Source organism: Thalassospira sp. GO-4, assembly GCF_023588965.1.
In the GTDB taxonomy this organism is placed as follows: domain Bacteria; phylum Pseudomonadota; class Alphaproteobacteria; order Rhodospirillales; family Thalassospiraceae; genus Thalassospira; species Thalassospira povalilytica.
Map to the genome: position 1 here is coordinate 4,424,471 of NZ_CP097807.1, position 21,857 is coordinate 4,446,327.

24 protein-coding genes are annotated in these 21,857 nt (G+C 55.8%); 14 read left to right on the top strand and 10 right to left on the bottom strand.

Annotation, left to right across the window (positions count from 1 at the left end):
* Positions 1–133: 133 nt before the first annotated feature.
* From M9H61_RS20085 to M9H61_RS20100, 4 genes are all read left to right on the top strand, one after another.
* Entirely contained in the window at positions 134–1,297 is a 1,164-nt protein-coding gene (locus tag M9H61_RS20085) for a Re/Si-specific NAD(P)(+) transhydrogenase subunit alpha (protein WP_068519679.1), read from the top strand.
* A complete protein-coding gene (locus tag M9H61_RS20090; protein WP_068519680.1) occupies positions 1,290–1,721 on the top strand; it encodes an NAD(P) transhydrogenase subunit alpha in 432 nt (143 codons plus the stop codon). Before M9H61_RS20085 ends, M9H61_RS20090 begins: the two co-directional genes overlap by 8 nt.
* Positions 1,722–1,733: 12 nt before the next feature.
* Positions 1,734–3,131, top strand: coding sequence for an NAD(P)(+) transhydrogenase (Re/Si-specific) subunit beta (locus M9H61_RS20095; protein ID WP_068519681.1), 1,398 nt, complete (start codon positions 1,734–1,736; stop codon positions 3,129–3,131).
* Between the two features lie 122 nt (positions 3,132–3,253).
* Positions 3,254–3,841 carry a hypothetical protein gene (locus M9H61_RS20100; RefSeq protein WP_250282599.1) on the top strand — a complete coding sequence of 196 codons (588 nt, stop codon included), beginning with the start codon at positions 3,254–3,256 and terminating at the stop codon, positions 3,839–3,841.
* 143 nt (positions 3,842–3,984) lie between these two features.
* Here M9H61_RS20100 and rpsU read toward each other — a convergent pair whose 3' ends face one another.
* Positions 3,985–4,188 (bottom strand): 30S ribosomal protein S21, encoded by a 204-nt coding sequence (gene rpsU, locus M9H61_RS20105; RefSeq protein ID WP_008891676.1) that lies wholly within the window; start codon positions 4,186–4,188, stop codon positions 3,985–3,987.
* A 366-nt stretch (positions 4,189–4,554) separates the two neighbouring features.
* Here rpsU and M9H61_RS20110 point away from each other — a divergent pair, with 366 nt between their 5' ends.
* The 4 genes from M9H61_RS20110 to M9H61_RS20125 all read left to right on the top strand — a co-directional run bounded on the left by M9H61_RS20110 (position 4,555) and on the right by M9H61_RS20125 (position 7,754).
* Complete coding sequence (locus M9H61_RS20110) at positions 4,555–5,082, top strand: hypothetical protein (RefSeq protein ID WP_250282601.1); 528 nt, start codon at positions 4,555–4,557, stop codon at positions 5,080–5,082.
* Positions 5,075–6,307, top strand: coding sequence for an HlyD family secretion protein (locus M9H61_RS20115; protein ID WP_068519685.1), 1,233 nt, complete (start codon positions 5,075–5,077; stop codon positions 6,305–6,307). The genes M9H61_RS20110 and M9H61_RS20115 overlap by 8 nt, the downstream gene beginning before the upstream one ends.
* A gap of 145 nt (positions 6,308–6,452) precedes the next feature.
* Complete coding sequence (gene def / locus M9H61_RS20120) at positions 6,453–7,058, top strand: peptide deformylase (protein WP_068519686.1); 606 nt, start codon at positions 6,453–6,455, stop codon at positions 7,056–7,058.
* Complete coding sequence (locus M9H61_RS20125) at positions 7,059–7,754, top strand: COQ9 family protein (RefSeq protein ID WP_250282603.1); 696 nt, start codon at positions 7,059–7,061, stop codon at positions 7,752–7,754. It abuts the gene before it with no gap.
* Positions 7,755–7,865: 111 nt separating this feature from the next.
* Here the strand turns inward: M9H61_RS20125 and M9H61_RS20130 are convergent, their stop codons facing one another.
* From M9H61_RS20130 to purE, 3 genes are all read right to left on the bottom strand, one after another.
* Positions 7,866–8,540 carry a thermonuclease family protein gene (locus tag M9H61_RS20130; RefSeq protein WP_114113914.1) on the bottom strand — a complete coding sequence of 225 codons (675 nt, stop codon included), beginning with the start codon at positions 8,538–8,540 and terminating at the stop codon, positions 7,866–7,868.
* 191 nt (positions 8,541–8,731) lie between these two features.
* Positions 8,732–9,820 (bottom strand): 5-(carboxyamino)imidazole ribonucleotide synthase, encoded by a 1,089-nt coding sequence (locus M9H61_RS20135; protein WP_250282605.1) that lies wholly within the window; start codon positions 9,818–9,820, stop codon positions 8,732–8,734.
* Positions 9,821–9,934: 114 nt separating this feature from the next.
* Positions 9,935–10,435 carry a 5-(carboxyamino)imidazole ribonucleotide mutase gene (gene purE / locus M9H61_RS20140; RefSeq protein WP_068519690.1) on the bottom strand — a complete coding sequence of 167 codons (501 nt, stop codon included), beginning with the start codon at positions 10,433–10,435 and terminating at the stop codon, positions 9,935–9,937.
* Positions 10,436–10,697: 262 nt separating this feature from the next.
* Between purE and M9H61_RS20145 the strand changes: the two genes are divergently transcribed.
* Positions 10,698–11,534 carry a diguanylate cyclase domain-containing protein gene (locus M9H61_RS20145; protein WP_228196486.1) on the top strand — a complete coding sequence of 279 codons (837 nt, stop codon included), beginning with the start codon at positions 10,698–10,700 and terminating at the stop codon, positions 11,532–11,534.
* Between the two features lie 193 nt (positions 11,535–11,727).
* Here the strand turns inward: M9H61_RS20145 and M9H61_RS20150 are convergent, their stop codons facing one another.
* Positions 11,728–11,934: a YdcH family protein gene (locus tag M9H61_RS20150; RefSeq protein WP_068519692.1), complete on the bottom strand. Its 207-nt coding sequence runs from the start codon at positions 11,932–11,934 to the stop codon at positions 11,728–11,730.
* A gap of 154 nt (positions 11,935–12,088) precedes the next feature.
* Here M9H61_RS20150 and M9H61_RS20155 point away from each other — a divergent pair, with 154 nt between their 5' ends.
* Positions 12,089–13,195 carry an ATP-dependent 6-phosphofructokinase gene (locus tag M9H61_RS20155; RefSeq protein WP_250282607.1) on the top strand — a complete coding sequence of 369 codons (1,107 nt, stop codon included), beginning with the start codon at positions 12,089–12,091 and terminating at the stop codon, positions 13,193–13,195.
* A 38-nt stretch (positions 13,196–13,233) separates the two neighbouring features.
* On the top strand, positions 13,234–13,704 hold the full coding sequence (locus M9H61_RS20160) for a TIGR02444 family protein (protein ID WP_206927089.1): 471 nt from the start codon (positions 13,234–13,236) through the stop codon (positions 13,702–13,704).
* A gap of 15 nt (positions 13,705–13,719) precedes the next feature.
* Here M9H61_RS20160 and M9H61_RS20165 read toward each other — a convergent pair whose 3' ends face one another.
* Positions 13,720–14,337 (bottom strand): UbiX family flavin prenyltransferase, encoded by a 618-nt coding sequence (locus M9H61_RS20165; protein WP_250282608.1) that lies wholly within the window; start codon positions 14,335–14,337, stop codon positions 13,720–13,722.
* Positions 14,338–14,452: 115 nt separating this feature from the next.
* Between M9H61_RS20165 and M9H61_RS20170 the strand changes: the two genes are divergently transcribed.
* Together M9H61_RS20170 and M9H61_RS20175 are read left to right on the top strand one after the other, a co-directional pair.
* Complete coding sequence (locus tag M9H61_RS20170) at positions 14,453–14,617, top strand: YdcH family protein (protein ID WP_082817874.1); 165 nt, start codon at positions 14,453–14,455, stop codon at positions 14,615–14,617.
* Positions 14,618–15,012: 395 nt separating this feature from the next.
* Entirely contained in the window at positions 15,013–16,908 is a 1,896-nt protein-coding gene (locus M9H61_RS20175; RefSeq protein ID WP_068519696.1) for a propionyl-CoA synthetase, read from the top strand.
* A 211-nt stretch (positions 16,909–17,119) separates the two neighbouring features.
* Here M9H61_RS20175 and M9H61_RS20180 read toward each other — a convergent pair whose 3' ends face one another.
* Positions 17,120–18,376 carry an MFS transporter gene (locus tag M9H61_RS20180; protein WP_250282611.1) on the bottom strand — a complete coding sequence of 419 codons (1,257 nt, stop codon included), beginning with the start codon at positions 18,374–18,376 and terminating at the stop codon, positions 17,120–17,122.
* Positions 18,373–18,942, bottom strand: coding sequence for a GNAT family N-acetyltransferase (locus M9H61_RS20185; RefSeq protein ID WP_250282613.1), 570 nt, complete (start codon positions 18,940–18,942; stop codon positions 18,373–18,375). The genes M9H61_RS20180 and M9H61_RS20185 overlap by 4 nt, the downstream gene beginning before the upstream one ends.
* Before the next feature lie 99 nt (positions 18,943–19,041).
* Between M9H61_RS20185 and M9H61_RS20190 the strand changes: the two genes are divergently transcribed.
* Positions 19,042–19,941, top strand: a complete 900-nt coding sequence (locus M9H61_RS20190) for a LysR family transcriptional regulator (protein WP_250282615.1) — start codon at positions 19,042–19,044, stop codon at positions 19,939–19,941.
* A 27-nt stretch (positions 19,942–19,968) separates the two neighbouring features.
* Here the strand turns inward: M9H61_RS20190 and M9H61_RS20195 are convergent, their stop codons facing one another.
* On the bottom strand, positions 19,969–20,778 hold the full coding sequence (locus M9H61_RS20195) for a DeoR/GlpR family DNA-binding transcription regulator (protein WP_068519700.1): 810 nt from the start codon (positions 20,776–20,778) through the stop codon (positions 19,969–19,971).
* A gap of 167 nt (positions 20,779–20,945) precedes the next feature.
* Positions 20,946–21,626, bottom strand: coding sequence for a DUF1013 domain-containing protein (locus tag M9H61_RS20200; RefSeq protein ID WP_250282617.1), 681 nt, complete (start codon positions 21,624–21,626; stop codon positions 20,946–20,948).
* Positions 21,627–21,857 lie beyond the last annotated feature (231 nt).

Here is a 21,857-nt window from a genome sequence, read left to right on the forward strand (position 1 = left end):
TTTTCTTTCCGGGCAAGGGTGCCGGTAGCCGGATCAAAACAGAATGCGTGATGACATTCTGAAACCGGTTACTTCGCAATAACAACAAGAATTACCGTGCTTACCATTACATTAGGGAAGGAGGTCTAACGCGATGAAACTGGCCGTTCCAAAGGAAATATGGCCCGGAGAGAAGCGCGTTGCCGTCACACCAGAGACCGTCAAGAAGCTGAAGGCTCTGGGGTTCGACGTCGCAATTGAGGCTGGTGCCGGAATTGACGCCGCCATACCGGATGATCGCTTTGTCGATGCCGGTGCAACCATTGCCAAGACAATGAAAACGACCGTGAAGGATGCCGATGTCATCTTCAAGGTTCGCCCACCTGTCATTGATGGCAAAACCAACGAATTGACGGCTTATAAAAAGGGTGCTGCTGTTGTTGCCCTGCTTGAGCCCTATGACCGCAAAGACCTGATCGATGCGATGGCCAAGGCCGGGGTTGATGGCTATTCCATGGAACTGATGCCGCGTATTTCGCGTGCCCAGTCGATGGACGTTCTGTCGTCGCAATCCAACCTTGCCGGATATCGCGCGGTTCTTGATGCCGCCCATGAGTTCGGCCGGATCTATCCGATGATGATGACGGCTGCCGGCACCCTGCCGCCCGCCCGTGTTGTTGTGGTCGGGGCCGGTGTTGCCGGCCTTCAGGCCATTGCAACGGCCAAGCGCCTTGGTGCCGTTGTGTCGGCATTTGACGTGCGCCCGGCGGTCAAGGAGCAGGTCCAGTCGCTTGGCGGTACCTTTATCGAAGTCGAAGACGACAATGCATCGGATGCAGAAACCTCTGGCGGCTATGCCAAGGAAATGTCGGACGACTACAAGAAAAAGCAGGCCGAGAAGCTCAAGGAAGTTCTGGCCAAGACCGATATCGTCATTACGACCGCGCTTATTCCCGGCCGTCCGGCCCCGGAAATTGTCACAGCCGACATGGTTGCCGGCATGAAACCGGGTTCGGTGATCATTGATCTGGCTGCTGAACGCGGTGGCAACGTTGCCGGTGTGAAGCTTGGCGAAACGGTTCTTACTGACAATGGCGTCAAGCTGATCGGTCCGGCAAATATCACAAGCTCGGTCGCGACCGATGCAACCGCGATGTATGCCAAGAACCTTTTGAACTTCATTACCCTTTCTGTCGACAAGGACAAGGGCGCACTGGTGTTTGACGGCGAAGACCAGATCATCGCCGAAACCAGGCTCACCCACGACGGAAAGGTCGTCCATCCGAAATTCGGCGGGGAGGAGGTCGCAAATGGCTGATCAATCCGTAGCCCAGAATGCAAATGAACTGCGTGATGCCGCCCTTGGTCTGGCAGAAAAGGCCGCAAAGCTTGCCGACAGTCTGGCAAGTGGCGCAACCGACGCAGCAAACACCGCCACGGTCGCAGTCCAGGGAACGGGTGTCAGCCCGACGGTTCTTGGTCTGACCGTGTTCGTACTGGCCTGTTTTGTCGGCTATTACGTGGTGTGGAAAGTCACCCCGGCCCTTCATTCACCCCTGATGGCGGTTACCAACGCCATTTCGTCGGTGATTATTGTCGGTGCACTTCTTGCAGCAGGCCCGGTGGAGATGAACTTCTCCAAGATGATGGGCTTCATCGCGGTGGTGTTGGCATCGGTCAACATCTTTGGCGGCTTTATCGTCGCCCAGCGCATGCTGCATATGTTCAAGAAAAAGAAGTAGGGGGAACACACAATGTCGGAAAACCTTTCGGCTTTCCTGTATCTGGTGGCCTCGGTCTGCTTCATCCTGTCGTTGCGCGGACTTTCGTCACCTGAATCGGCCCGGACCGGGAACATTCTTGGCATGGTGGGTATGGCAATTGCCATCTTTACCACGCTGGCCTCCCCGGCGGTGCTGTCTTATACCACCATCATTGTCGGCATCCTGATTGGCGGTGCGATCGGTACGGTGATCGCCCTTAAAATCCAGATGACCGCCTTGCCACAGCTTGTCGCGGCCTTCCATTCGCTTGTCGGTCTGGCAGCGGTGTTTGTTGCCGGTGCGGCCCTGTATTCGCCAGGTGCCTATGGCATCGGAACGGCGGGCAATATCGGTGCAGCCAGCCTGATTGAAATGGGGCTTGGTGTTGCCATCGGTGCGATTACCTTTACCGGATCGCTGGTTGCATTCGGCAAGTTGCAGGGCATTGTTTCGGGGACGCCGGTACGCTTCCCGGGGCAGCATATGCTGAACCTGTGCATCGGGATCGGCATTGTTGTCTTTGCCATCATCCTTGTTGCAACCGAAAGCCATACGGCCTTCTGGATCCTGGTGGCGCTGGCGCTTGTTCTGGGCATCACGCTGATCATTCCGATTGGCGGGGCGGACATGCCGGTCGTTGTTTCCATGCTGAACTCCTATTCCGGTTGGGCGGCATGTGGCATCGGCTTTACCCTGCAAAACAACGCGCTGATCATTACCGGTGCGCTGGTCGGTGCTTCGGGGGCGATCCTGTCCTACATCATGTGCAAGGGCATGAACCGTTCGATCTTCAACGTCATCTTTGGCGGCTTTGGTGCCGAAGGTGAAGCTGCCGCTGCTGGTGGTGGTGATGGCGATCGCGCGGTCAAATCCGGATCGGCCGATGATGCGGCCTTCATCATGAAGAATGCATCGAACGTGATCATCGTTCCGGGGTATGGCATGGCAGTCGCACAGGCACAGCACGCATTGCGTGAAATGGCCGATATCCTCAAGGCCGAGGGTGTCAATGTCCGCTACGCCATCCATCCGGTGGCAGGTCGTATGCCTGGTCACATGAACGTGCTTCTGGCCGAGGCCAGCGTTCCCTATGACGACGTTCTGGAAATGGAAGAAATCAACCGTGATTTCGGTTCCGCCGATGTTGCCTTTGTCATCGGGGCCAACGACATCACTAACCCGGCTGCCAAAACCGATCCGGCCAGCCCGATCTTTGGCATGCCGATCCTTGAAGTCGAAAAGGCCAAAACGGTCCTGTTCGTCAAACGCGGCATGTCAGCCGGTTACGCTGGCATCCAGAACGAACTGTTCTTCAAGGACAACACCATGATGCTGTTTGGCGACGCCAAAAAGATGTGCGAAGAAATCGTCATGCATCTTGATAACTGATCAAACCATCCGGTTTGAAAAGACAAAAGGCGGCTCCGATGGGGCCGCCTTTTTTTCGTCGGAGTGGTTGCTTATAACCCCAAGCTGTCGGAGGATTTGAACATCATGGATCGGAAGGTCATATGTTTCGAATAGTCAGGGTCTCGCTTTTTATGGTGGTCATTCTGTCGATTGCGCTGGTCGCGTCGATGGGGTTGAACATTCTGACCTATGTGCGTCTGACCGCTGAAGACCCGATTGCTGCCCTTTATTTCGAACCGGTTTCCGAGGATGTGTTTACCGTGCATCTGGTGTCCGATGATCCCGGTGTCAGCGGGACTTATGAAATCCTTGGCGATCAGTGGCGCATTGATGCGGAATTCATCAAGCTGAAGCCGTGGGCCAATATCATTGGTATGGATGCGCGTTATCAGCTTGTGCGGTTCGAGGGCCGCTATCGCGATGTGGTGCGGCAAAATACCGCACCGTTTCGGGCCTATGAGCTTGGGACGGGTGATGCGCTTGATCTGATGAACTATCTGGCGGAATGGAATTTTCTGGTCGATGCCGAATATGGCAGTTCGACCTATACCGATATCAAGGAAGATACGGTGTATCGTGTTTATCGCACCCAGTCGGGGATTATCATCCGGTCCGAGCCAATGCCCGATCCGATTGGCTATGAACCAACGATGCTTGATGATATCCGGGCCTGGGTGTCGGGAAACTGATGTGAAATCAGTCGCGTTTCAATAGTCCAGAAAAACCAAACCCGCCCGGATTGCTCCGAGGCGGGCTTGGCGCACGGGTCCGAACTTGGCAAGCCAAATTCGATCGTACAGTCACGTTCGAGATACCCCGAAAGTGAAAAAGACTAGAAGCCTTCGCGCTCGATGCGCTTACGCTCCAGCTTGCGGGCACGACGGATTGCTTCCGCCCCTTCGCGAGCTTTCTTCTCCGACGGCTTTTCAAAGTGGCGACGGAGTTTCATCTCACGGAAAATGCCCTCGCGCTGCATCTTTTTCTTAAGCGCTTTCAGAGCCTGATCGACATTGTTGTCGCGAACGATTACCTGCACGGAAACCACGCTCCTTTCAAAAAAACAAAAACACCCGGAGTGCGGAATGCTCCCCGGTTGGATTTACGGTCAAGCTGACCGTGGCCTGTATATAGTGCAAACCGGCCAAAAAGAAAAGAGGGAAGGGGATATTCGCCTTTGACGTTTATACATGCCTGCACCGCAAAACGCCAAGGCATGGGAGGTGAAATTCCGGTGTCGGTTTTGTGATAGGATGCTTTGGGTGAATTATATAGTAAAAATAAAATCAAAAGTTGCTATAATGCGTTGACAAAATTCAATATATCGCGGGCCACCAAGGGTGATCAGCCCCGGATATCAAAACGCACAAGACAAGGTTGGTTCAAAAACGGGTAGGGTCCACAGATGGAAAACAGTCTGCGCGAAGCGGCAATTGCCCATGCGCCGTTCTTTGTTACAGCGCCGGGCGATACCGATGCCCTGTTTGTCGGAGTTGTCTGGTTTGTGATTCTGGCGGTGTTTTTGATCGGGGCGTTTTATCTGAATATCCATGCCTTGCCCGAACGGTTGGCCCATCATGCCAATCACACCCAAATTCAGCTGATCGGTGTTTTGACGCTTTTGGCGTTATTTACCCATAACAACGTGTTCTGGGCGGCGGCGCTGGTTCTGGCGGTGATCAGGTTCCCCGATTTCATTTCCCCGATTCAGGCGATTGCCAATGCGCTTATGGCAATGGCGCAGGCCAAGGGGGCGACCATAAGCCCCGGTGGTGCAGCCCAAAACCCGTCGTCAAGCCCGTCGGGAGCCCCGGCGCCAAACCCGTCACCAGCAACGGCACATGGGACAACCGATGTGAAACCGGCGGACGGGGCTGGGAACCCTGATCCGTCATCCGGGGACGCGCGTCAGGAGAATCCGAAAGATGTTTGAGCTTCTTCTGTGTTCGATGTTCACCATCCTGCCCGATTTTCTGGTGCGCCGGTATGTCCAGGGCAAACGGATCGGCAAGGAATTAACCCTGTTTTCCGTCTGGTACGAGCTTCGCTATGGCATTACGGCCTGTGCGATCCTGACGCTTAGTCTGGTGACGTTGATTTTCTATTTCCATCCGTCGACAACCAATGTGTCGTCCTTTTTCCGGACCATCACCATTCTGCCGGAAAAGGGCGGGCGCGTGGTCGAGGTTTATGTCGATAATGATGACGATGTCGATGCCGGGGACCCGTTATTCCGCCTTGATAACCGGGTCGAACGCGAAGCCGTTGCCATGGCCGAACAGCGTATTGCCGAAATCCGTGCCCAGATGGATGTGGCGCGTGCCGATATTGCCGTGGCCGAAGGCAATGTCGAACAGGCGCGCGGGGCCTATAATCAGGTGCGCGACGAATTGAAGGTCAAATCGGACCTGCTGTCGCGCGGCACCAATGCGGTTTCAAGGCGCGAAGTCGAACGGCTGGAAGTATCATTAACCACGCGCCAGGGCGGCCTTAATGCCGCCGAGGCCAGCCTGAATGTGATCAAGACCAAGCTTGACAGTCTTCTGCCCGCCCAGCTTGCCAATGCGCAGGCAGCCTTGCGATCGGCCGAGGCTGATTTGTCCAAAACCGTGGTCCGTGCCGGGGTAAAGGGCAATATCCAGCAATTCGCCCTTCAGGTCGGGGATTTTGTCAGCCCGATCTTGCGTCCGGCCGGTATTCTGATCCCGGAACGGGACGGGGAAACCATATTCCTTGCCGGCTTTAACCAGATATCGACACAGGTGGTCAAAACCGGTGTGATTACCGAAGTCACCTGTGCGTCCCTGCCATTTGAAATCATTCCGATGGTGGTGATTGATGTGCAGCCGGTGATCGCCGCCGGTCAGTTCCGGCCAAGCGACCAGTTGCTTGATATCACCGAACGGGCAAAGCCCGGTACGTTCCTGGTCAAGATGGTGCCGCTTTATCCGGAATCGATTGCCGATGTGCCGCTTGGCAGCAAATGTGCCGGTAATGCCTATACCAACACCCATGATCAGCTTGAAAATCCCGATATCGGAACCGGCGAATGGCTGTTCCTGCATATGGTGCAGACCGTCGGTGTGGTTCATGCGCTGCTCCTGCGGGTTCAGGCCCTGCTATTGCCGATCCAGACGCTGGTTCTGACCGGACACTAGGGATGGGGTATTCCCGGGATGCGCCGGGGGATTGCAAGGATGAGTGCCGCTGGCATCGCGGGTGTTGCTTGCAAGGGCCGGTATCGTCGGGATGTTTTGCACGCCGGGGCTTTACAGCCGGGCGGTTTTGGATGGATATAGTGCTATGTCGATCCTGAAAATTGCCCGGATGGGCCACCCGGTTCTGCGCAAGGTCGCCGACCGGGTCGAAGACCCGCTTGATCCCGAAATTCAGCGTCTGATTGCTGATATGAAGGACACCATGAAGGATGCCGGTGGCGTTGGCCTTGCGGCACCACAGGTGTTTCAGTCAAAGGCGATCATGGTCTATTACGTGCCCGCGATGCGCCAAAGCGACGATCCCGACGATGCGGCCATTCCGCTTTCGGTTCTGATCAACCCGGAAATCGAACCGGTTGGCGATGAAATCGTTGATGGCTGGGAAGGGTGCCTGTCGATCCCGGGGCTTCAGGGGGTGGTGCCGCGCTGGAACAAAATCCGTTATCGCGGGTTAAATGAACAGGGCGAAGAAATCGAACGCATTGCCGGTGGGTTCCATGCCCGGGTCGTTCAGCATGAATATGATCATTTGATCGGAGTCATGTATCCCGAACGTATGGAAGACATGACGCTTCTTGGGTTTAACGAAGAATTGCGCGAATACCCGCCCGAGACTACATTCAGGCAGGCTTGTGCATCGCGAAGTGATGACGATGCGCAAGACGCCGGATCACCTGACGAGGAGGCATAAATGACCGTGTCCGAAAGCATGAGCCGCCTGCAAGCCCAGCGCGAAGCACTGGTCGAGGCCGCCCTTGAACATATCCCCTTTGACGGCTGGACCAGACAGGCGCTGCTGGCCGGGGCAGAAGATCTTGATCTTGCGCCGGGTGAAGTGGACCGGTTGCTGCCAAATGGTATCCGTCAGGCCATTGTGACATATGTCGAAATGACCGATCGCAAAATGATCTCCGCCCTTGATGAGAAGGGGCTGGAAAACATGAAAATCCGCGACCGGATTGCCACGGCGGTCAAAACCCGGCTTGATCTGGTGGAAAATCAGAAAGACGCCGTGCGCGGTGCGCTGGCCTTCATGACCCTTCCGCAAAATGCCGCCCTTGGCCTTAAACTGACCCATGGCACGGTTGATGCGATGTGGGTTGCCGCCGGTGATACATCGACCGATCATAACTGGTACACCAAGCGCATGCTGCTGGCCGGGGTGTATGGATCGACGCTGGCTTACTGGCTGGATGATACATCCGATGACCATGCCGATACCTGGGCGTTCCTTGATCGCCGGATCGGCAATGTTCTGCAAATCCCGAAAATCACCGCCAAGCTGGGCAAGGTCGGCAAATTTGCCACAGCCCCGTTCAAGCTTGGTGCAAAGGTCGCCAATTGCGTGCCGACCCCGGGGCGGCTGCGCCGTCAGTTCGGGGGCTGAGCCGACCGACTGCCAAGCATAAAGACGAAATCAGAAACGCCACCGGCAGCAATGCGGTGGCGTTTTGTTTTGGATCGGGAACTCTTTGGGGCGATGGTCCGGAATGCGGACCTAAAAGGTGTTTTCAAGAAAACTCAGAAGCGTTCTGTCCGGGGCGTTTGCGCGCTTCATGTCCTCGGCCAGGTCGACGGTGAAGGCTGATCCGAAAAGATGGCGCGGGCTGTCGCCATTGGCTTTGCGCTTTGCCTTGTCATCGGCGGACTGGATTTCTTCAAGGGTCGGTTTGGCCGCCAGCGCAACCAGTTCGGACGGCGGCGTTCCCATCCAGATACCCTTGCGGTTTTCCTTGGCAAATTCCTGATCGCGCAAATAGGTCGCACAGCTCGGATGGCTGTCGCAACTGACCATATCGACCATTGCCCACCCGGCACGCAGGATCAACCGGTTCAGGTCATTGCGCCCGATGGTGCATTCGGTCAGCATCGGGAACAGCTGCACATCCGAGACCTGCTGACATTTGATGGCATAGTTGTCGATGATGCGATCAAGTGCCTGGGATGCGGCGGCACCGCACTGGAATTCAACCGACCCCGCACGGCAAATCATGCCCGGTTTCGGGGCGCGAATGCCAAACAGTTCAACAATCAGATTGCCAAAACGAAGCTTGTCGCCTTCGACAACTTCGGGAAATCCGGCCGCACCCGGTGCGGCATGTGCGTCATTCAGGCGGGTTTCAATGGCGCCAAGCCCGGCAAGCATTGCAACAATGATCAGAAGTTTCTTCATCACCTTCAGTCCGTAAAGAGTTTCCTGCCTGATCAACAGCAAACCCGATGCCAATCTGCTGGGCATAAAATGCCAGCCGGTGATATTGATGCGATGTTGATGCGTAACGTAATGAAATACATAACAAAAAGCCCCGGAAGCATAGGCTGTCCGGGGCTTTGGATATTGTGTGACCTTACGGTCGGGGCACTTTATTTGGGAAGAACCCAGGTCACGTGACCCATTTTGCGTCCCGGCTTTGCTTCGGCCTTGCCGTAAAGGTGCAGTTTTGCATTCGGCTCGGTCAAAATTGCCTGCCAGTCATTGATGTCATCACCCAGAAGGTTCTTCATGCGGGCCTTGGAATGGTGGGCCGGATCGCCCAGCGGCAGGCCGCAAACAGCGCGGATGAACTGTTCGAACTGGCTGGTGATGCAGGCATCAATGGTCCAGTGACCGGAATTGTGCGGGCGTGGGGCCACTTCATTGACCAGAATGTCGCCATCGGTCGTGACAAACATTTCAACCGCCAGAAGGCCGACGAACTCCATCGCACTGACCAGCTTGATTGCGATGTCTTCGGCCTTTTTTGACAGGCTGTCGGCAATTTCAGCCGGGGCGACGGTCACATCAAGAATGTGGTTGGTATGCACGTTTTCGACCGGGCAGAAGCAGGCGGTATCACCCTGAACGCCGCGTGCGACAATGACCGAAATTTCGCGCTCAAAGGAAATGAAACCTTCAAGGATGGCCTCGGCCCCCTTCATCTCGTCCCAGGCTTCGGCCAGATCTGTATCGGCGTTGATTTTGACCTGTCCCTTGCCGTCATAGCCAAGTTCGGTGGTCTTGAGAACCGACGGGCGGCCAAGTTTGGCGACCGCTGCTTCAAGATCGGCAAGCGAACGGACGGCTTCAAACGGGGCGGTGCCGATACCGTGCTCGTTGCAGAAGGTCTTTTCACGCAGGCGGTTTTGCGAAATATGCAGGCATTTCCAGCCCGGGCGTACCGGCACCAGTTCCGACAAAAGCTTTACGCTGTCATGCGGGACGTTTTCAAATTCAAACGTGACGACATCGACATCCTCGGCAAAGGCGCGCAGCGCATCCAGATCGGTGTAATCGGCAACGGTTACCTTGGCGCAAACCTGTTCGGTCGGGCTGTCGGCCCCCGGCCCAAACACATGGACCTTATAGCCCAGTTCAGCCGCACAGAAGGCCGCCATACGGCCAAGCTGCCCGTTGCCCATGATGCCAATCGTGCTTCCCGGTGCGATGATGCGCGTGTCGAAATCCTGCGTCATTTAATCCTCGATCAAAAATCTTCCCGGTGGGAAAACATTGCCTGTCGTCAGGCCAATTTCAAATCTGTGACGGGCAAAACAAAAACGCGCCCGTTTGGGCGCGCCTGTCTTGGGTCATGGTGCCGGATCAACCGGTTCGTCGGCGACCGATGCGGTCTGGGCTGCGCGCCAGTCATCAAGGCGTGCGGCAAGTCCGTCATCCATCAGCGCCATGATTTCCGCTGCCATCAGACCGGCATTCTTTGCACCCGCCGATCCGATGGCAAGGGTGCCAACCGGAACGCCGCCCGGCATCTGCACGATGGAAAGCAGGCTATCAAGGCCCTTAAGGGTGCGGCTTTGAACCGGCACGCCCAGCACCGGAAGCGGCGTCATGGCCGCTGCCATGCCCGGAAGATGGGCCGCCCCGCCCGCACCGGCGATAATGACCTTAAGGCCGCGCGACTTTGCCGTTTTGGCATAGTCATACAGGCGATCAGGGGTGCGATGGGCCGAAACGATTTTCTTTTCGTAAGGGACGTTCAGCGCATCGAGGACATCTGCTGCGTTTTTCATGGTTTCCCAGTCGGACTGGCTTCCCATGATAATGCCGATGACCGGTGTTTGATCGCTCATGTTGGCGGCTCCGTATTCGGGCGGTTTCGTGAAGGGCCGCATTATATGCAGCACGGGCCATCATGCAAGCCTGCTTGCAACATGCCAGACCCGCAGAATCCTTTATATTTTCCTGTCCGATCTTCAATTATTCCGCGCTACCCGGAAGGGTAGCGATACTATTCTTACTGTCGATTGAAAATTAATGTGAAATGATTGTACTTTTGATTTATTATTTACCAATCACTCATATAACTGTGCAGGTAGCACGGGAAGGTCAGACATGAAAGTCACAAGGCCCGGTTCGTTGACACCCTCCATGGGGGGCGGGGATGGCAGATACCCATCCAATCCGTATGGTGTACTTGCCTATGGCAGGGATGCCGGAAGTCGACGTGCGCCCAGCCGCGAACATCAGGTTGATATCGATACGGAAACGCATCCCGACACGGTGGATGACGTTCCCTTTCACACGCCTGATATGGCCAATGTCCTTGGCATTCCCGACAGTCAGGTAACCCCGGCCGTTGAACAGGCCATCGGCCGGTTGATGGTGCGCATCAACAGTCTGACGGAAAATGTCAATGAACTGAAAAAGCGGCAGGCACGTCTGGCCCGCACCGAAGGCCGCGATCCGTTTACCGGGGCGCTCAGCTATCCGACCTTTATGCAGATCCTTGAAAACGAGGTTTCCCTGATCGGTACGGATCGCACCAACAGGACGGTTCTGATCTGCGAGTTGTTTAACATTGACGATATTCTTCAGCGCTATGGACAGGGCTGCAAACACGGCCTGTTCAACTATGTCCGCAGAATCATGGCCGATTTCGTGATGGCACCGCATCATCTGGGCTATCTGGGATGTAACGACTTTGTCGCCTTGATGTATAATGTCGATCGTGACGATGTGTTGCAGCGTGCCGATGCGATAACGCGCTGGCTTGAACAGAACCCCTATTCGCATAATGACAAATTCATCTATGTCGTGCCGGTCTTTGGCCTGTATCAGGCGACCAATGGCGATACGGCCCAGTCGGTTCTGAATTCTGCGGATGCCGCCTTGCGCGCGCAAAAGGAAATGCGCCTTGCCCAGCTTGACCGTATCCCTTACGGCATCTGATTGCTTCGCATATGGATTGAATGCCCGATGCAAGGCTTGGCCTTGCATGTTTTTTTGTGTGGTCGTCAAAACACAAACCCCGCATCGTCAATTGACGGTCGGGGTGCGGTTCGGATCGAATTTTTACAGGGTGCCGGGCGCTTTCGCGTATGGGCAAAATCGGCGCCCCACGCGGGCGCAATTGCCGGCCCGGTCAGGCAATAATATCGGGCACGAGTTGCGACTCGACATAGCGAATTTCATCTTTTAACGCGAGTTTGCGCTTTTTCATGCGGCCCAGACGCAATTGGTCATGGTGCGGGGCCTGAACCATCTGTTCGATGGCGATATCAAGATCGCGGTGTTCCTCGCGCAATGAAAGAAGTTTCTTTTCAATCTCGATCTGATTGATTTCGTCCATTTTTGATCCAGCTTAATAATCAACGCGAAGGGATTCTGATAATACCAGAATTGAGGTGGGCAACCCATATGATTTGTATCACCCTTTGCGGGCGGGACCCTGAAATCAGGATCCGGACTTTAAAATAATGATGGCGACCTTGGGAAGGAAACACATGCGGATCGGGATTTTGACCAGTGGTGGCGATTGTGCCGGGCTGAATGCTGTTATTCTTGCGGTCGTGCGCCGCGCGGTTCTTGGTTATGGCTGGGATGTTGTCGGTATCCGTCAGGGCACGCACGGCCTGATGCAGGACCCGCCCCAGGCGATTGATCTTAATGATCAGGTCAATAATGACGGCATGTTGCGTCTTGGCGGGACCATTCTTGGCACGATCAACAAAGGCGATCCGTTTCATTATCCGATGCCCGATGGCAGTTTTGCCGACCGCTCGCAGGAAGTGATTGATGGCTATCACAAGCTTGGACTGGATGCGCTGATCGGGGTTGGCGGGGATGGCAGCATGGCGATCCTGCATCGGCTGGCCCAGATGGGGGGCATCAATCTGGTCGGTATTCCCAAAACCATCGATAACGATCTGGCCCAGACCGAATATTCGGTCGGCTTTACCACCGCGGTCAATGTCGCGGTCGAGGCACTGGACCGCCTGCAACCGACTGCCGCATCCCACGATCGCATCATGATCCTTGAAGTCATGGGGCGCGATGCCGGGCATATTGCGTTGTTTGCCGGGGTCGCGGGTGGGGCAGATGCCATTCTGATCCCGGAAATGGATTACGATCTTGATGCGTTGACCGAACATTGTCTCAATATCCGCAAACGCGGGCGCAACCATGCGCTGGTGATTGTCGCCGAGGCGGTCAAACGCGATGACGGGGCGGCCGTGACCCAGGACGATGACGGCCAAAAGGTCCGCTATGGCGGGATCGGGCATTGGCTGGCCGATGAACTTGGTGCGCGTACGGGCTGGGACACGCGGGTTACTGTTCTGGGGCATGTTCAGCGCGGCGGAACGCCATCGCCGCGTGACCGGGTGATTGCATCGGCCTTTGGGGTTCATGCGGTCGATCTGATTGCCGAACAGAAGTTTGACCGGGTTGTCGCCTGGTCAAAGCGCAAGGTCGTCGATGTGGCGATGGCCGATGTTATTGTCGGTCCGCGTCTGGTTGATACGGCGGGTACGATGGTCTCGACGGCAAAGGGGCTTGGTGCTTATCTCGGGCATCCGCCAAAGGTCGCGCGCACGGCAAAAACCGTGTGATGATCAGACAAAACAAAAAACGATACGAGCAGGTAACAATGGATCAGGATGAAGTCTGGACCTTTACGGTCGGGATGTATGGTCGCGACGGTGTGGCAAAGCTGTGTCTGGAATTGCAGGAACGCTGTGGTCTGGATGTGAACATGCTGCTGTTCATGTTCTTTCTTGGTCAGAAAGGATTGGCACCGCACAGCGTCAGCGCACTGGAAGAAGCCGTGCGGGACTGGCGCGACAACGTGATCGTTCCGTTGCGCCAAACCAGACGCTTTTTGCGTGATGACCCGCGAGCAACTGCCCAGGAACTGCGCCAAAAGGTCAAATCAGACGAATTGCAGGCAGAACGGATTGAACAGCATATCCTGTGTGACGCGGTAACGCCGATCCCGTCGGATGACCCGTTTGCCGGGGCACGGGCATATCTGTCGCCCACCCGGTTCGATCTGGAACAGGGCGAATGTGATCAGGCGCTAAATCGCCTGATCTCGCTGATGGGGTTGGTCACGGCCTGAGGCCGCAATGAACGATCAGCTCCGGTTTTTCGGCTTGCCGGTGACCGGGATGTGATTGGCTGCATCCTCATCGCCCCAGCGCGCGGTGTCGGGCAAATCGATATCAAACAGATCAAGTACCCGCCCGCAACTTTGCGTGACCATTTCATCAAGCGATTGCGGCCGGGCATAAAAGGCCGGAACCGGCGGGGCAATGATCGCACCGTTTTCGGTGGCCTGCGCCATGTTGCGGATGTGCCCGGCATGCAGCGGGGTTTCGCGCACCATCAGCACCAGACGGCGGCGTTCCTTGAGCATCACGTCAGCTGCACGCGCGATCAGATTATCGGCGACTCCGCTTGCGACCTCGGCCAGGGACTTCATCGAGCAGGGGGCAACCACCATCCCGCGTGCCCGGAACGATCCCGACGCAATGGATGCACCAATGTCGGCATTGTCATGGATGACGTTTGCCATCTCCTTGATATCGCGGATTTTAAAATCGGTCTCATAGGCGATGGTGCGTTCGGCTGCCTTCGAAAGAACCAGATGAGTCTCGATTGGTGTGTTTTTGAGCAATTCTAAAAAACGTATGCCGTAAATCACACCCGATGCGCCGGTTATGCCGATGATAAGTCGATCTTTTTGCGTCATGCCGATCCTTGCTGGACTGTGTTCTGGTTCACGATTGTGATTGAAACACTGGAAATCATGTTACGAAATTAATACCATCTTCTTGTGGGCAATGTCAGATATAAGGAGTAGGCGAATGAGCGTTCAAAGCCATATCGAAGCTCTTACTGCCAAACATGCTGCACTTGAGCAGGAACTCCACCTCGAGACGCGCCGACCGGCGCCCGATGATTCCCTTGTCGCAGACATTAAACGTCGCAAGCTTGAAATCAAGGACGAGATAAACCGAATAAACCATTAGCCGTTTGAGCATGGCCAAACGCGTGATGAAAAACATGCGATCAACCATGCAGACGGTTTGACGACCTCACAGATTTCCTAACTCTTGCTTTTGCCGCCTCCGATTGTCGCCCACGCGTGAGGCGGCAACTTTATGTCTGCGCTTTAAAGCGCCCGGCGACATTCCCGCTTCACTGATGACACCTGATCCGATACGCCCGTGCGGCCCAAGTCGATCACGGCGTAATGGATTTTAGTGATTTTAATCCGCAGAAAATGGCGGAATACCGACGCTCTACCAATGTCTAAGGGGTAAGTGCGCATTAAATAGGTATTATGATGCCGATTTAATCGCTCGCCACAAAAACGCGGTCCGTATGGGCACAAGATCCATCATCGCGGGAGGAATTTTCGCCAATGACTGGTCGTTATCAGGAAACCTATGATCGCTCCCTTGCTGACAAGGAAGGTTTCTGGGCAGAAGCTGCCGAAAACATCACATGGTACCGAAAATGGGACCGCGTTCTTGATGACAGCAATGTGCCGTTTTACCGGTGGTTCACCGGCGGCGAGGTCAATACCTGCTATAACGCGCTTGACCGGCATATCGAAAACGGGCGCGGGGACCAAACGGCCCTGATCTATGACAGCCCGGTCACCAACACGGTCGAAAAAATCACCTATCGCCATCTGCGCGACGATGTGGCCCGCCTTGCCGGGGCCCTGCATGCACGCGGTGTGACCAAGGGCGACCGGGTAATTATCTACATGCCGATGATCCCGCAGGCCGCGATGGCGATGTTGGCGTGCGCGCGCATCGGGGCTGTGCATTCGGTGGTGTTTGGCGGGTTTGCATCAAACGAACTTGCCACGCGCATCAATGATGCCAAACCCAAACTGATCCTGACGGCCAGTTGCGGCATCGAAGGATCGCGCATCATTGAATACAAACCGCTTCTTGATCGTGCGATCGAACTTGCCGACCATAAACCGTCATCGGTCATTCTGTACCAGCGCCCGCAATGTGACGCCTTGCTGATCCCCGGGCGGGATTTTGACTGGACCGTGGAATGTGCCAAGGCCGCGCCATCGGATTGTGTGCCGGTGGCGGCGACCGATCCGCTTTATATTCTTTATACGTCCGGGACAACCGGTCAGCCCAAGGGCGTTGTCCGCGACAATGGTGGCCATATGGTTGCCCTGCACTGGTCGATGAAAAACATCTATGACGTCGAAGCCGGTGATGTTTACTGGGCGGCGTCCGATGTCGGCTGGGTGGTCGGGCATTCCTATATTGTCTATGCGCCGCTTCTGGCGGGCTGTACGACGGTGATGTATGAAGGAAAGCCGGTTGGCACCCCCGATGCCGGTGCCTTCTGGCGGGTGATTTCCCAACACAGGGTCAAGGTCCTGTTTACCGCGCCAACCGCATTTCGTGCGATCAAACGTGACGACCCCAAAGCCGCCCATATGGCGAATTACGATCTTGGCTGTCTAAAGGCGCTGTATCTGGCCGGTGAACGGTCCGATCCCGATACCCTGCAATGGGCGGAAAAAAGCCTTGGTGTGCCGGTGATTGATCACTGGTGGCAAACCGAAACCGGCTGGTCGATCTGTGCCAACCCGCGCGGCATTGAACTGTTGCCGATCAAGTACGGGTCGCCGACGGTTGCGGCCTGTGGCTGGGATGTTCAGGTTCTTGACGAGGCGGGCAAACCGCTTGAACGCGGGCAGATCGGCGCATTGGCCGCCAAGCTGCCATTGCCGCCCGGCACCTTGCCGACGCTTTGGCAGAATGACGACCGGTTCAAGTCATCCTATCTCGAAGAATTCCCGGGCTATTACGCCACCGGTGATGCCGGTTTCATTGATGAAGACGGCTATATCTATGTCATGTCGCGCACCGATGACATCATCAATGTCGCCGGGCATCGCTTGTCGACCGGGGCAATGGAAGAAGTTCTTTCCGGTCATCCCGACGTTGCCGAATGTGCGGTCATTGGCGTGCATGACGATCTTAAGGGGCAATTGCCGCTTGGTTTCATCGTCCTGAAATCCGGTGTGACGCGGCCCCATGATGCCATCCTTGCCGAAGTAGTCGCCATGGTCCGCGATCAGATCGGACCGGTTGCGGCGTTCAAGCAGGCAACCGTGGTTGACCGGCTTCCGAAAACACGGTCTGGCAAAATCCTGCGCAAGACCATGCGATCGATTGCCGACGGGGAAACCTATAACACGCCGGCCACCATTGATGATCCGGCGATCCTTCCGGAAATCGCCGAGGCACTCAAGGAAATCGGATACGCGAAATAACACCAACCAAAGATCCCGTAAGCACGGATACTCCCGGCTCTTTCATCACAGAGCACACCTTGCGCCTGCCATCCCCGATTGGCAGGCGTTTTTTCTTGGACGTGGTCGGAATGGCGGAGGTGTTGGCTCTGTTCGGTCCGGTCCGGTCCGGTTCGGTTCAGTTCAGCTCAGCTCGGTGCGGGGTTGCCGGACTTGGTGAAAGGGCGGGCTGTCAGGATTGTTCTGCCATCGGGATGCGCGTGTGACCGGGGGTGAGCATCCGGTAAAGGACGATTGCACTGATGAACCCGATCAGAAGCAACCCGCTTGATACCCAGATCGCAGATTGCGGTCCGAAACGGGCAATCAGCTGATCATATAGGCTGGGCGCGATGGCGGATAAAAAGAAGCCCGGGATCAGCAATCTGCCGACCTGCTGTCCGTATCCGCGCCGCCCGAAAATCATCAATGGCAATGTCCCGCGCGTGATGGTCAGAACGCCATTGGCAGCACCATATAAAAACGTGAATGCCATCGCCGCCATCACATGGGGATCCCCGATCAGAACCAGCAAAAAGGAGACCGGCAGGATCGCAGTCGCCAGCACCGTCAGTCTGGTTGGCGCAAGCCGTTTGCCAAACAGCACTTCGGCGGCCCGTGCGATCGATTGACCAATTCCGCGCAGACTTGCTGTTTCAATGGCAATCACAGTGCCCAGGCCAAGCCCGATCAGAACCGCGATCATATGGGCAGACATCGCCGCATTGACGACATTCAGAACCGTCACAATCACCGCATAGAGAATGCCGCACAGCTGCTTGTTTACCGGTGTTCCTTCGCGGGTTTGGGCTTTTGGATTTGCCGCGATATTACCAGGCGGGGCATGGGCCGTTGGTGAAGATGGGGCGGGGGTATCGGTTTCATCGTCACTGTTGGGCGAAGCCGGCGGCAGCATCAAATGCAGCGGAACCGTCAAAAGGGCAAATCCGGCATAGCTTGCAAGGGCGGTGGTGATGCCAAACTGGCTTTCGATCAGATGACCGACCGGCCAGAACACGGTGGATGCAAGCCCGCCAAACAGGGTGATCTGTCCCATGGCCCGACCGGCATTCGGACCGCCGATGCGCGCCAGTGTGGCAAAGGCAGCATCATAAAGCGTCGCGCGCATGGCAATGCCCAGAATGATCCAGCCAACGAAATGCCAGAAGATCTGATCGGCAAAGGCCAGCGTCAAACAACCAAGCGCGTTAAGCACCGATCCCGCCAGCATCACCGGTCGTCCGCCCCAGTGATCAATCAGCCGCCCGCATGTCGACGAACAGATCCCCATGACCAGAAGTGCCGATGAAAACCCGGCATAGACGACTGCACTGTCCCAGCCATGTCGTGCGGCAATGATCGCACCGAAATTCCCGATCAGGTAATAGGCCGTCCCCCAACTGATCAATTGGGCAAGGCCAAGGGCAATAACAGTGCGTGGACGGATCATTTGTCGAGCGGACCGGGAAGAACCGGTTTGTCCTCGCCAAGGGATCGTTGCATCAGAATGGAATCAAGCCAGCGCCCAAACTTGAAGCCGACATTATGGAAAACGCCGGTTTGCTCAAACCCGAATTTGCGATGAAGGGCAATCGATGCGTGATTGGCGCTGTCACCGATCGCTGCGACCATCTGACGCCAGGGACCGTTTTCGCAACGCTCGATCAGATGACCCATCAAAAGACTGCCGACACCCTGACCGGCGCAATCCGGGGCCACATAGATCGAATTTTCCACCGTATGGCGATAGGCCGTGCGCGGACGATAGGAACTGGCATAGCAATATCCGACGATGTTCCGATCATTGATCGCCACCAGATAGGGCATTCCCTTGTCACGGATTGCATGAAACCGGATGGTGATTTCATCCTGTGTTGGCGGAATTTCTTCGAACGATGCCGTCCCGGTCAGCACATGGTGGCGATAAATCGCGGTGATGTGCGCCATATCTGCATCGCATGCATCGCGCACGGTTATGCGGGTAACTGGGATCGGGCCGCTGGTAGTCAGGCACATTTTATTGTCCGGTGTTGATTTGTTTGACCAGACAGTACGGCGAATTCTATCATAACGTAAGTTTTGAAATCTTATGCATGTCATAAGGAAAAGTTTGATATGCGTGCTCTTAATCTTGATCAGCTTCATGCCTTTGCCGATGTGGTCGCACTTGGCAGTTTTTCGGCAGCCGCCGCCAAACTTAATCTGAGCCAGCCCGCGATCAGCCAGCAGGTGCGCCAGCTCGAAGAACGGCTTGGTGTCAAGCTGATTGAACGGGTGGGAAAGCGGGCCGAACCAACCGCTGCCGGGCAGGCATTGCTGTCCCATATTGGCGGGATTGATGCATCGATCCGTTCTGCACTGGATGCGGTTTCAAGCTTTGCCGATGGCCCGGCCGGTCAGGTGCGGATCGGCACCGGTGCAACGGCCTGTATCTATTTTCTGCCAGCCATTCTGGAAAAACTGCAACGGGCCTATCCGAAGCTCGAAATCATGGTGCGGACCGGCAATACCAGCGACATTGTCCGCGCGATCGAAGACAACCAGCTTGATATCGGGCTGGTAACCATGCCGTGCAGCGGCAGAAGCCTGTCGATCATGCCGGTCATGACCGATCCGTTCGTGGCGATCTTTGCCGGGGATGCGGATGTGCCCGATATTATTCACCCCCGGGATCTCGAAACCCAGCCGCTGGTGCTTTATGAACGCGGTGGTTTGACCAGAACCCTTGTTGATGACTGGCTGCGTGATGCCGGGGTTGCCGGACATTCGATCATGGAACTTGGCAGTGTCGAAGCCATCAAGGAACTGGTCGGGGCGGGGATCGGGGCGACAATTTTGCCGGAAATGGGCGCACGCCCGGGTCGCACCCAGTTTCCGGTTACGACCCGGCCGCTTAATCCGCCATTATCGCGTGAACTGGCCATCGTCATGCGCCGGGATAAAACACTGACCCCGGCATTGCGCGAAGTCCGCAACAGCCTGATTGCAGCAGCGCAAACCCGCAAGTCGTCCTGACAAATGCGGGGGCGCATTCGATACGGCCTAGTCTTCTTCGGGCACGTAAAAGGTCGGAAATTCCGCGTTGGGTTCGGGCATGTGCATGGTAACACCCGCGCGGTTGATCATCGCCATGATGTGATCAGGGGGCAGGCAGTCGGTAAAGAATGCGCTGACATCGGTGATCGAACCACCCCGCACCACAGCGTTCCGACCGAATTTGGTATGATCGGCAACAAGGTATGATTTGCGCGCATTCTTGAGGATTGCCGAACGGGCGCGGACTTCCTGTTCATCGAAATCAAGAAGACTGCCATCGGGATCAATACCGCCGACGCCGAAAATCCCGTAATCGACCTTGTAGCTGTTAAAGAATGCCTCGACCTCGGGGCCAAGAACATCGCGGTCACGGTTACGCAACCGGCCACCAATCAGAGTGACGTCAAAGCTGTCATTGGTTGCCGCAACATAGGCCACATTCAGATTATTGGTGAAAATCCGCAGGTCGCGATGCTGAAGCAACGCGCTTGCCACCAGTTCCGGTGTGGTGCCGATCGAAAAGAACAGCGATGCCCCGTTGGGGATTTCGCGTGCGACAAGGGCGGCAATCTTGCGCTTTTCATTAACGTTCAGAACCTTGCGCGCCCGATAGGCGATATTTTCATGTTCAAGTGCCGGTTCGACGCCGCCGTGGCGACGGCGCAGCAATCCTTCGTCACACAGCGCATTCACATCACGGCGGATGGTCTGCGGGGTGACGTCAAAGCGTTCAGCAAGTTGATCAATGGTGCGAAAACCATCGGCGCGGACAAGTTCAACAATGCCAGCCTGGCGTTCAGTTGGACGTTTTTGCATGGAAACGTTTCTTCGGTGTTGTTCGTTCGAAAGCAGGCGAATGGTATGTCGCGCATATGTCGGTTGCGTTACGGTTTAGCGGCAATCGTGTGAAACAAACTTTATGCAATAAGTGCCGGGCAACCCAAAGAAAAAAGGCCGCCCCGTGGGCGACCTTTTGAAACGTATCAGGACCGGAAAAGGTTTTCTGCCGCTTCCATGTAATCGGAAGTTTTCGGCTCTTCTTTTTTCTCTTCGGTCTTTTTGCCCGGATAATCCGGCTCCGGATTGATCTGCAATTCTTCGGGCAGCGGATCGGGCTCGACATCGCGGGCGATTTTTTCCGGGTTCTTCGAACGTGCGATCACGACCTGTTTTTCCAGATCAAGTTCGGAGCAAAGACCCATGGTCACCGGGTTGCGCGGCGTCAGGTTGGCGGAATTCCAATGCGTACGGTCACGGATTTTACCGATGGTGTCCTTGGTGGTACCGATCAGTTTGCAAACCTGTGCATCCGACAGTTCCGGGTGATGCTTAAGCAACCAGGCAATCGCATTCGGGCGATCCTGACGCTTGGAAACCGGGGTGTAACGGGCACCTTTGGACTGCGCGCGCGGACGCGGCAAATCGGTTTTCGCCATCTTAAGGAATTCGCGCGGGTCTTTTTCGCAGCGCGCGATTTCTTCCTTGGTCAGCTGCCCGTTGGCAACCGGGTCAAGACCGACGATGCCCTGGCCAACGTCACCATCCGCAATTGCCTGGATTTCAAGCTCGTGAAGCTCGGTAAAGGCGGCAATCTGCCGGAACGACAAGCCGGTATTGTCGATAAGCCATACAGCGGTTGCTTTGGGCATGAGGGGCTGTGCCATAATTCCTCCTGTTTCCTTCTTTCTCTCTGGAGACCGGCAATGGGTATGAGCCCAAAAAGCGCGGGAATCTATGCCCCAGAATATAATCTCTTTTGGTGGTCCGGCAATGCTGCAAAGGCAACCAAGGGGTGAACCAAGGGTTGCTGCGCATCGTCGGACCCGCCATTGCGTTCTTTTCGATCAATGTGCGGGTAAATGCAACAATCTGTTGCGGACTTGCGAAAAGAATAT

Excerpts from the sequence above, each read along its gene's own strand:
- M9H61_RS20085 (WP_068519679.1), top strand. The coding sequence starts at position 134 with ATGAAACTGGCCGTTCCAAAGGAAATATGGCCCGGAGAGAAGCGCGTT.
- M9H61_RS20090 (WP_068519680.1), top strand. The coding sequence starts at position 1,290 with ATGGCTGATCAATCCGTAGCCCAGAATGCAAATGAACTGCGTGATGCC.
- M9H61_RS20095 (WP_068519681.1), top strand. The coding sequence starts at position 1,734 with ATGTCGGAAAACCTTTCGGCTTTCCTGTATCTGGTGGCCTCGGTCTGC.
- M9H61_RS20100 (WP_250282599.1), top strand. The coding sequence starts at position 3,254 with ATGTTTCGAATAGTCAGGGTCTCGCTTTTTATGGTGGTCATTCTGTCG.
- M9H61_RS20110 (WP_250282601.1), top strand. The coding sequence starts at position 4,555 with ATGGAAAACAGTCTGCGCGAAGCGGCAATTGCCCATGCGCCGTTCTTT.
- M9H61_RS20115 (WP_068519685.1), top strand. The coding sequence starts at position 5,075 with ATGTTTGAGCTTCTTCTGTGTTCGATGTTCACCATCCTGCCCGATTTT.
- def (WP_068519686.1), top strand. The coding sequence starts at position 6,453 with ATGTCGATCCTGAAAATTGCCCGGATGGGCCACCCGGTTCTGCGCAAG.
- M9H61_RS20125 (WP_250282603.1), top strand. The coding sequence starts at position 7,059 with ATGACCGTGTCCGAAAGCATGAGCCGCCTGCAAGCCCAGCGCGAAGCA.
- M9H61_RS20130 (WP_114113914.1), bottom strand. The coding sequence starts at position 8,540 with ATGAAGAAACTTCTGATCATTGTTGCAATGCTTGCCGGGCTTGGCGCC.
- M9H61_RS20135 (WP_250282605.1), bottom strand. The coding sequence starts at position 9,820 with ATGACGCAGGATTTCGACACGCGCATCATCGCACCGGGAAGCACGATT.
- purE (WP_068519690.1), bottom strand. The coding sequence starts at position 10,435 with ATGAGCGATCAAACACCGGTCATCGGCATTATCATGGGAAGCCAGTCC.
- M9H61_RS20145 (WP_228196486.1), top strand. The coding sequence starts at position 10,698 with ATGAAAGTCACAAGGCCCGGTTCGTTGACACCCTCCATGGGGGGCGGG.
- M9H61_RS20150 (WP_068519692.1), bottom strand. The coding sequence starts at position 11,934 with ATGGACGAAATCAATCAGATCGAGATTGAAAAGAAACTTCTTTCATTG.
- M9H61_RS20155 (WP_250282607.1), top strand. The coding sequence starts at position 12,089 with ATGCGGATCGGGATTTTGACCAGTGGTGGCGATTGTGCCGGGCTGAAT.
- M9H61_RS20160 (WP_206927089.1), top strand. The coding sequence starts at position 13,234 with ATGGATCAGGATGAAGTCTGGACCTTTACGGTCGGGATGTATGGTCGC.
- M9H61_RS20165 (WP_250282608.1), bottom strand. The coding sequence starts at position 14,337 with ATGACGCAAAAAGATCGACTTATCATCGGCATAACCGGCGCATCGGGT.
- M9H61_RS20170 (WP_082817874.1), top strand. The coding sequence starts at position 14,453 with ATGAGCGTTCAAAGCCATATCGAAGCTCTTACTGCCAAACATGCTGCA.
- M9H61_RS20175 (WP_068519696.1), top strand. The coding sequence starts at position 15,013 with ATGACTGGTCGTTATCAGGAAACCTATGATCGCTCCCTTGCTGACAAG.
- M9H61_RS20180 (WP_250282611.1), bottom strand. The coding sequence starts at position 18,376 with ATGATCCGTCCACGCACTGTTATTGCCCTTGGCCTTGCCCAATTGATC.
- M9H61_RS20185 (WP_250282613.1), bottom strand. The coding sequence starts at position 18,942 with ATGTGCCTGACTACCAGCGGCCCGATCCCAGTTACCCGCATAACCGTG.
- M9H61_RS20190 (WP_250282615.1), top strand. The coding sequence starts at position 19,042 with ATGCGTGCTCTTAATCTTGATCAGCTTCATGCCTTTGCCGATGTGGTC.
- M9H61_RS20195 (WP_068519700.1), bottom strand. The coding sequence starts at position 20,778 with ATGCAAAAACGTCCAACTGAACGCCAGGCTGGCATTGTTGAACTTGTC.
- M9H61_RS20200 (WP_250282617.1), bottom strand. The coding sequence starts at position 21,626 with ATGGCACAGCCCCTCATGCCCAAAGCAACCGCTGTATGGCTTATCGAC.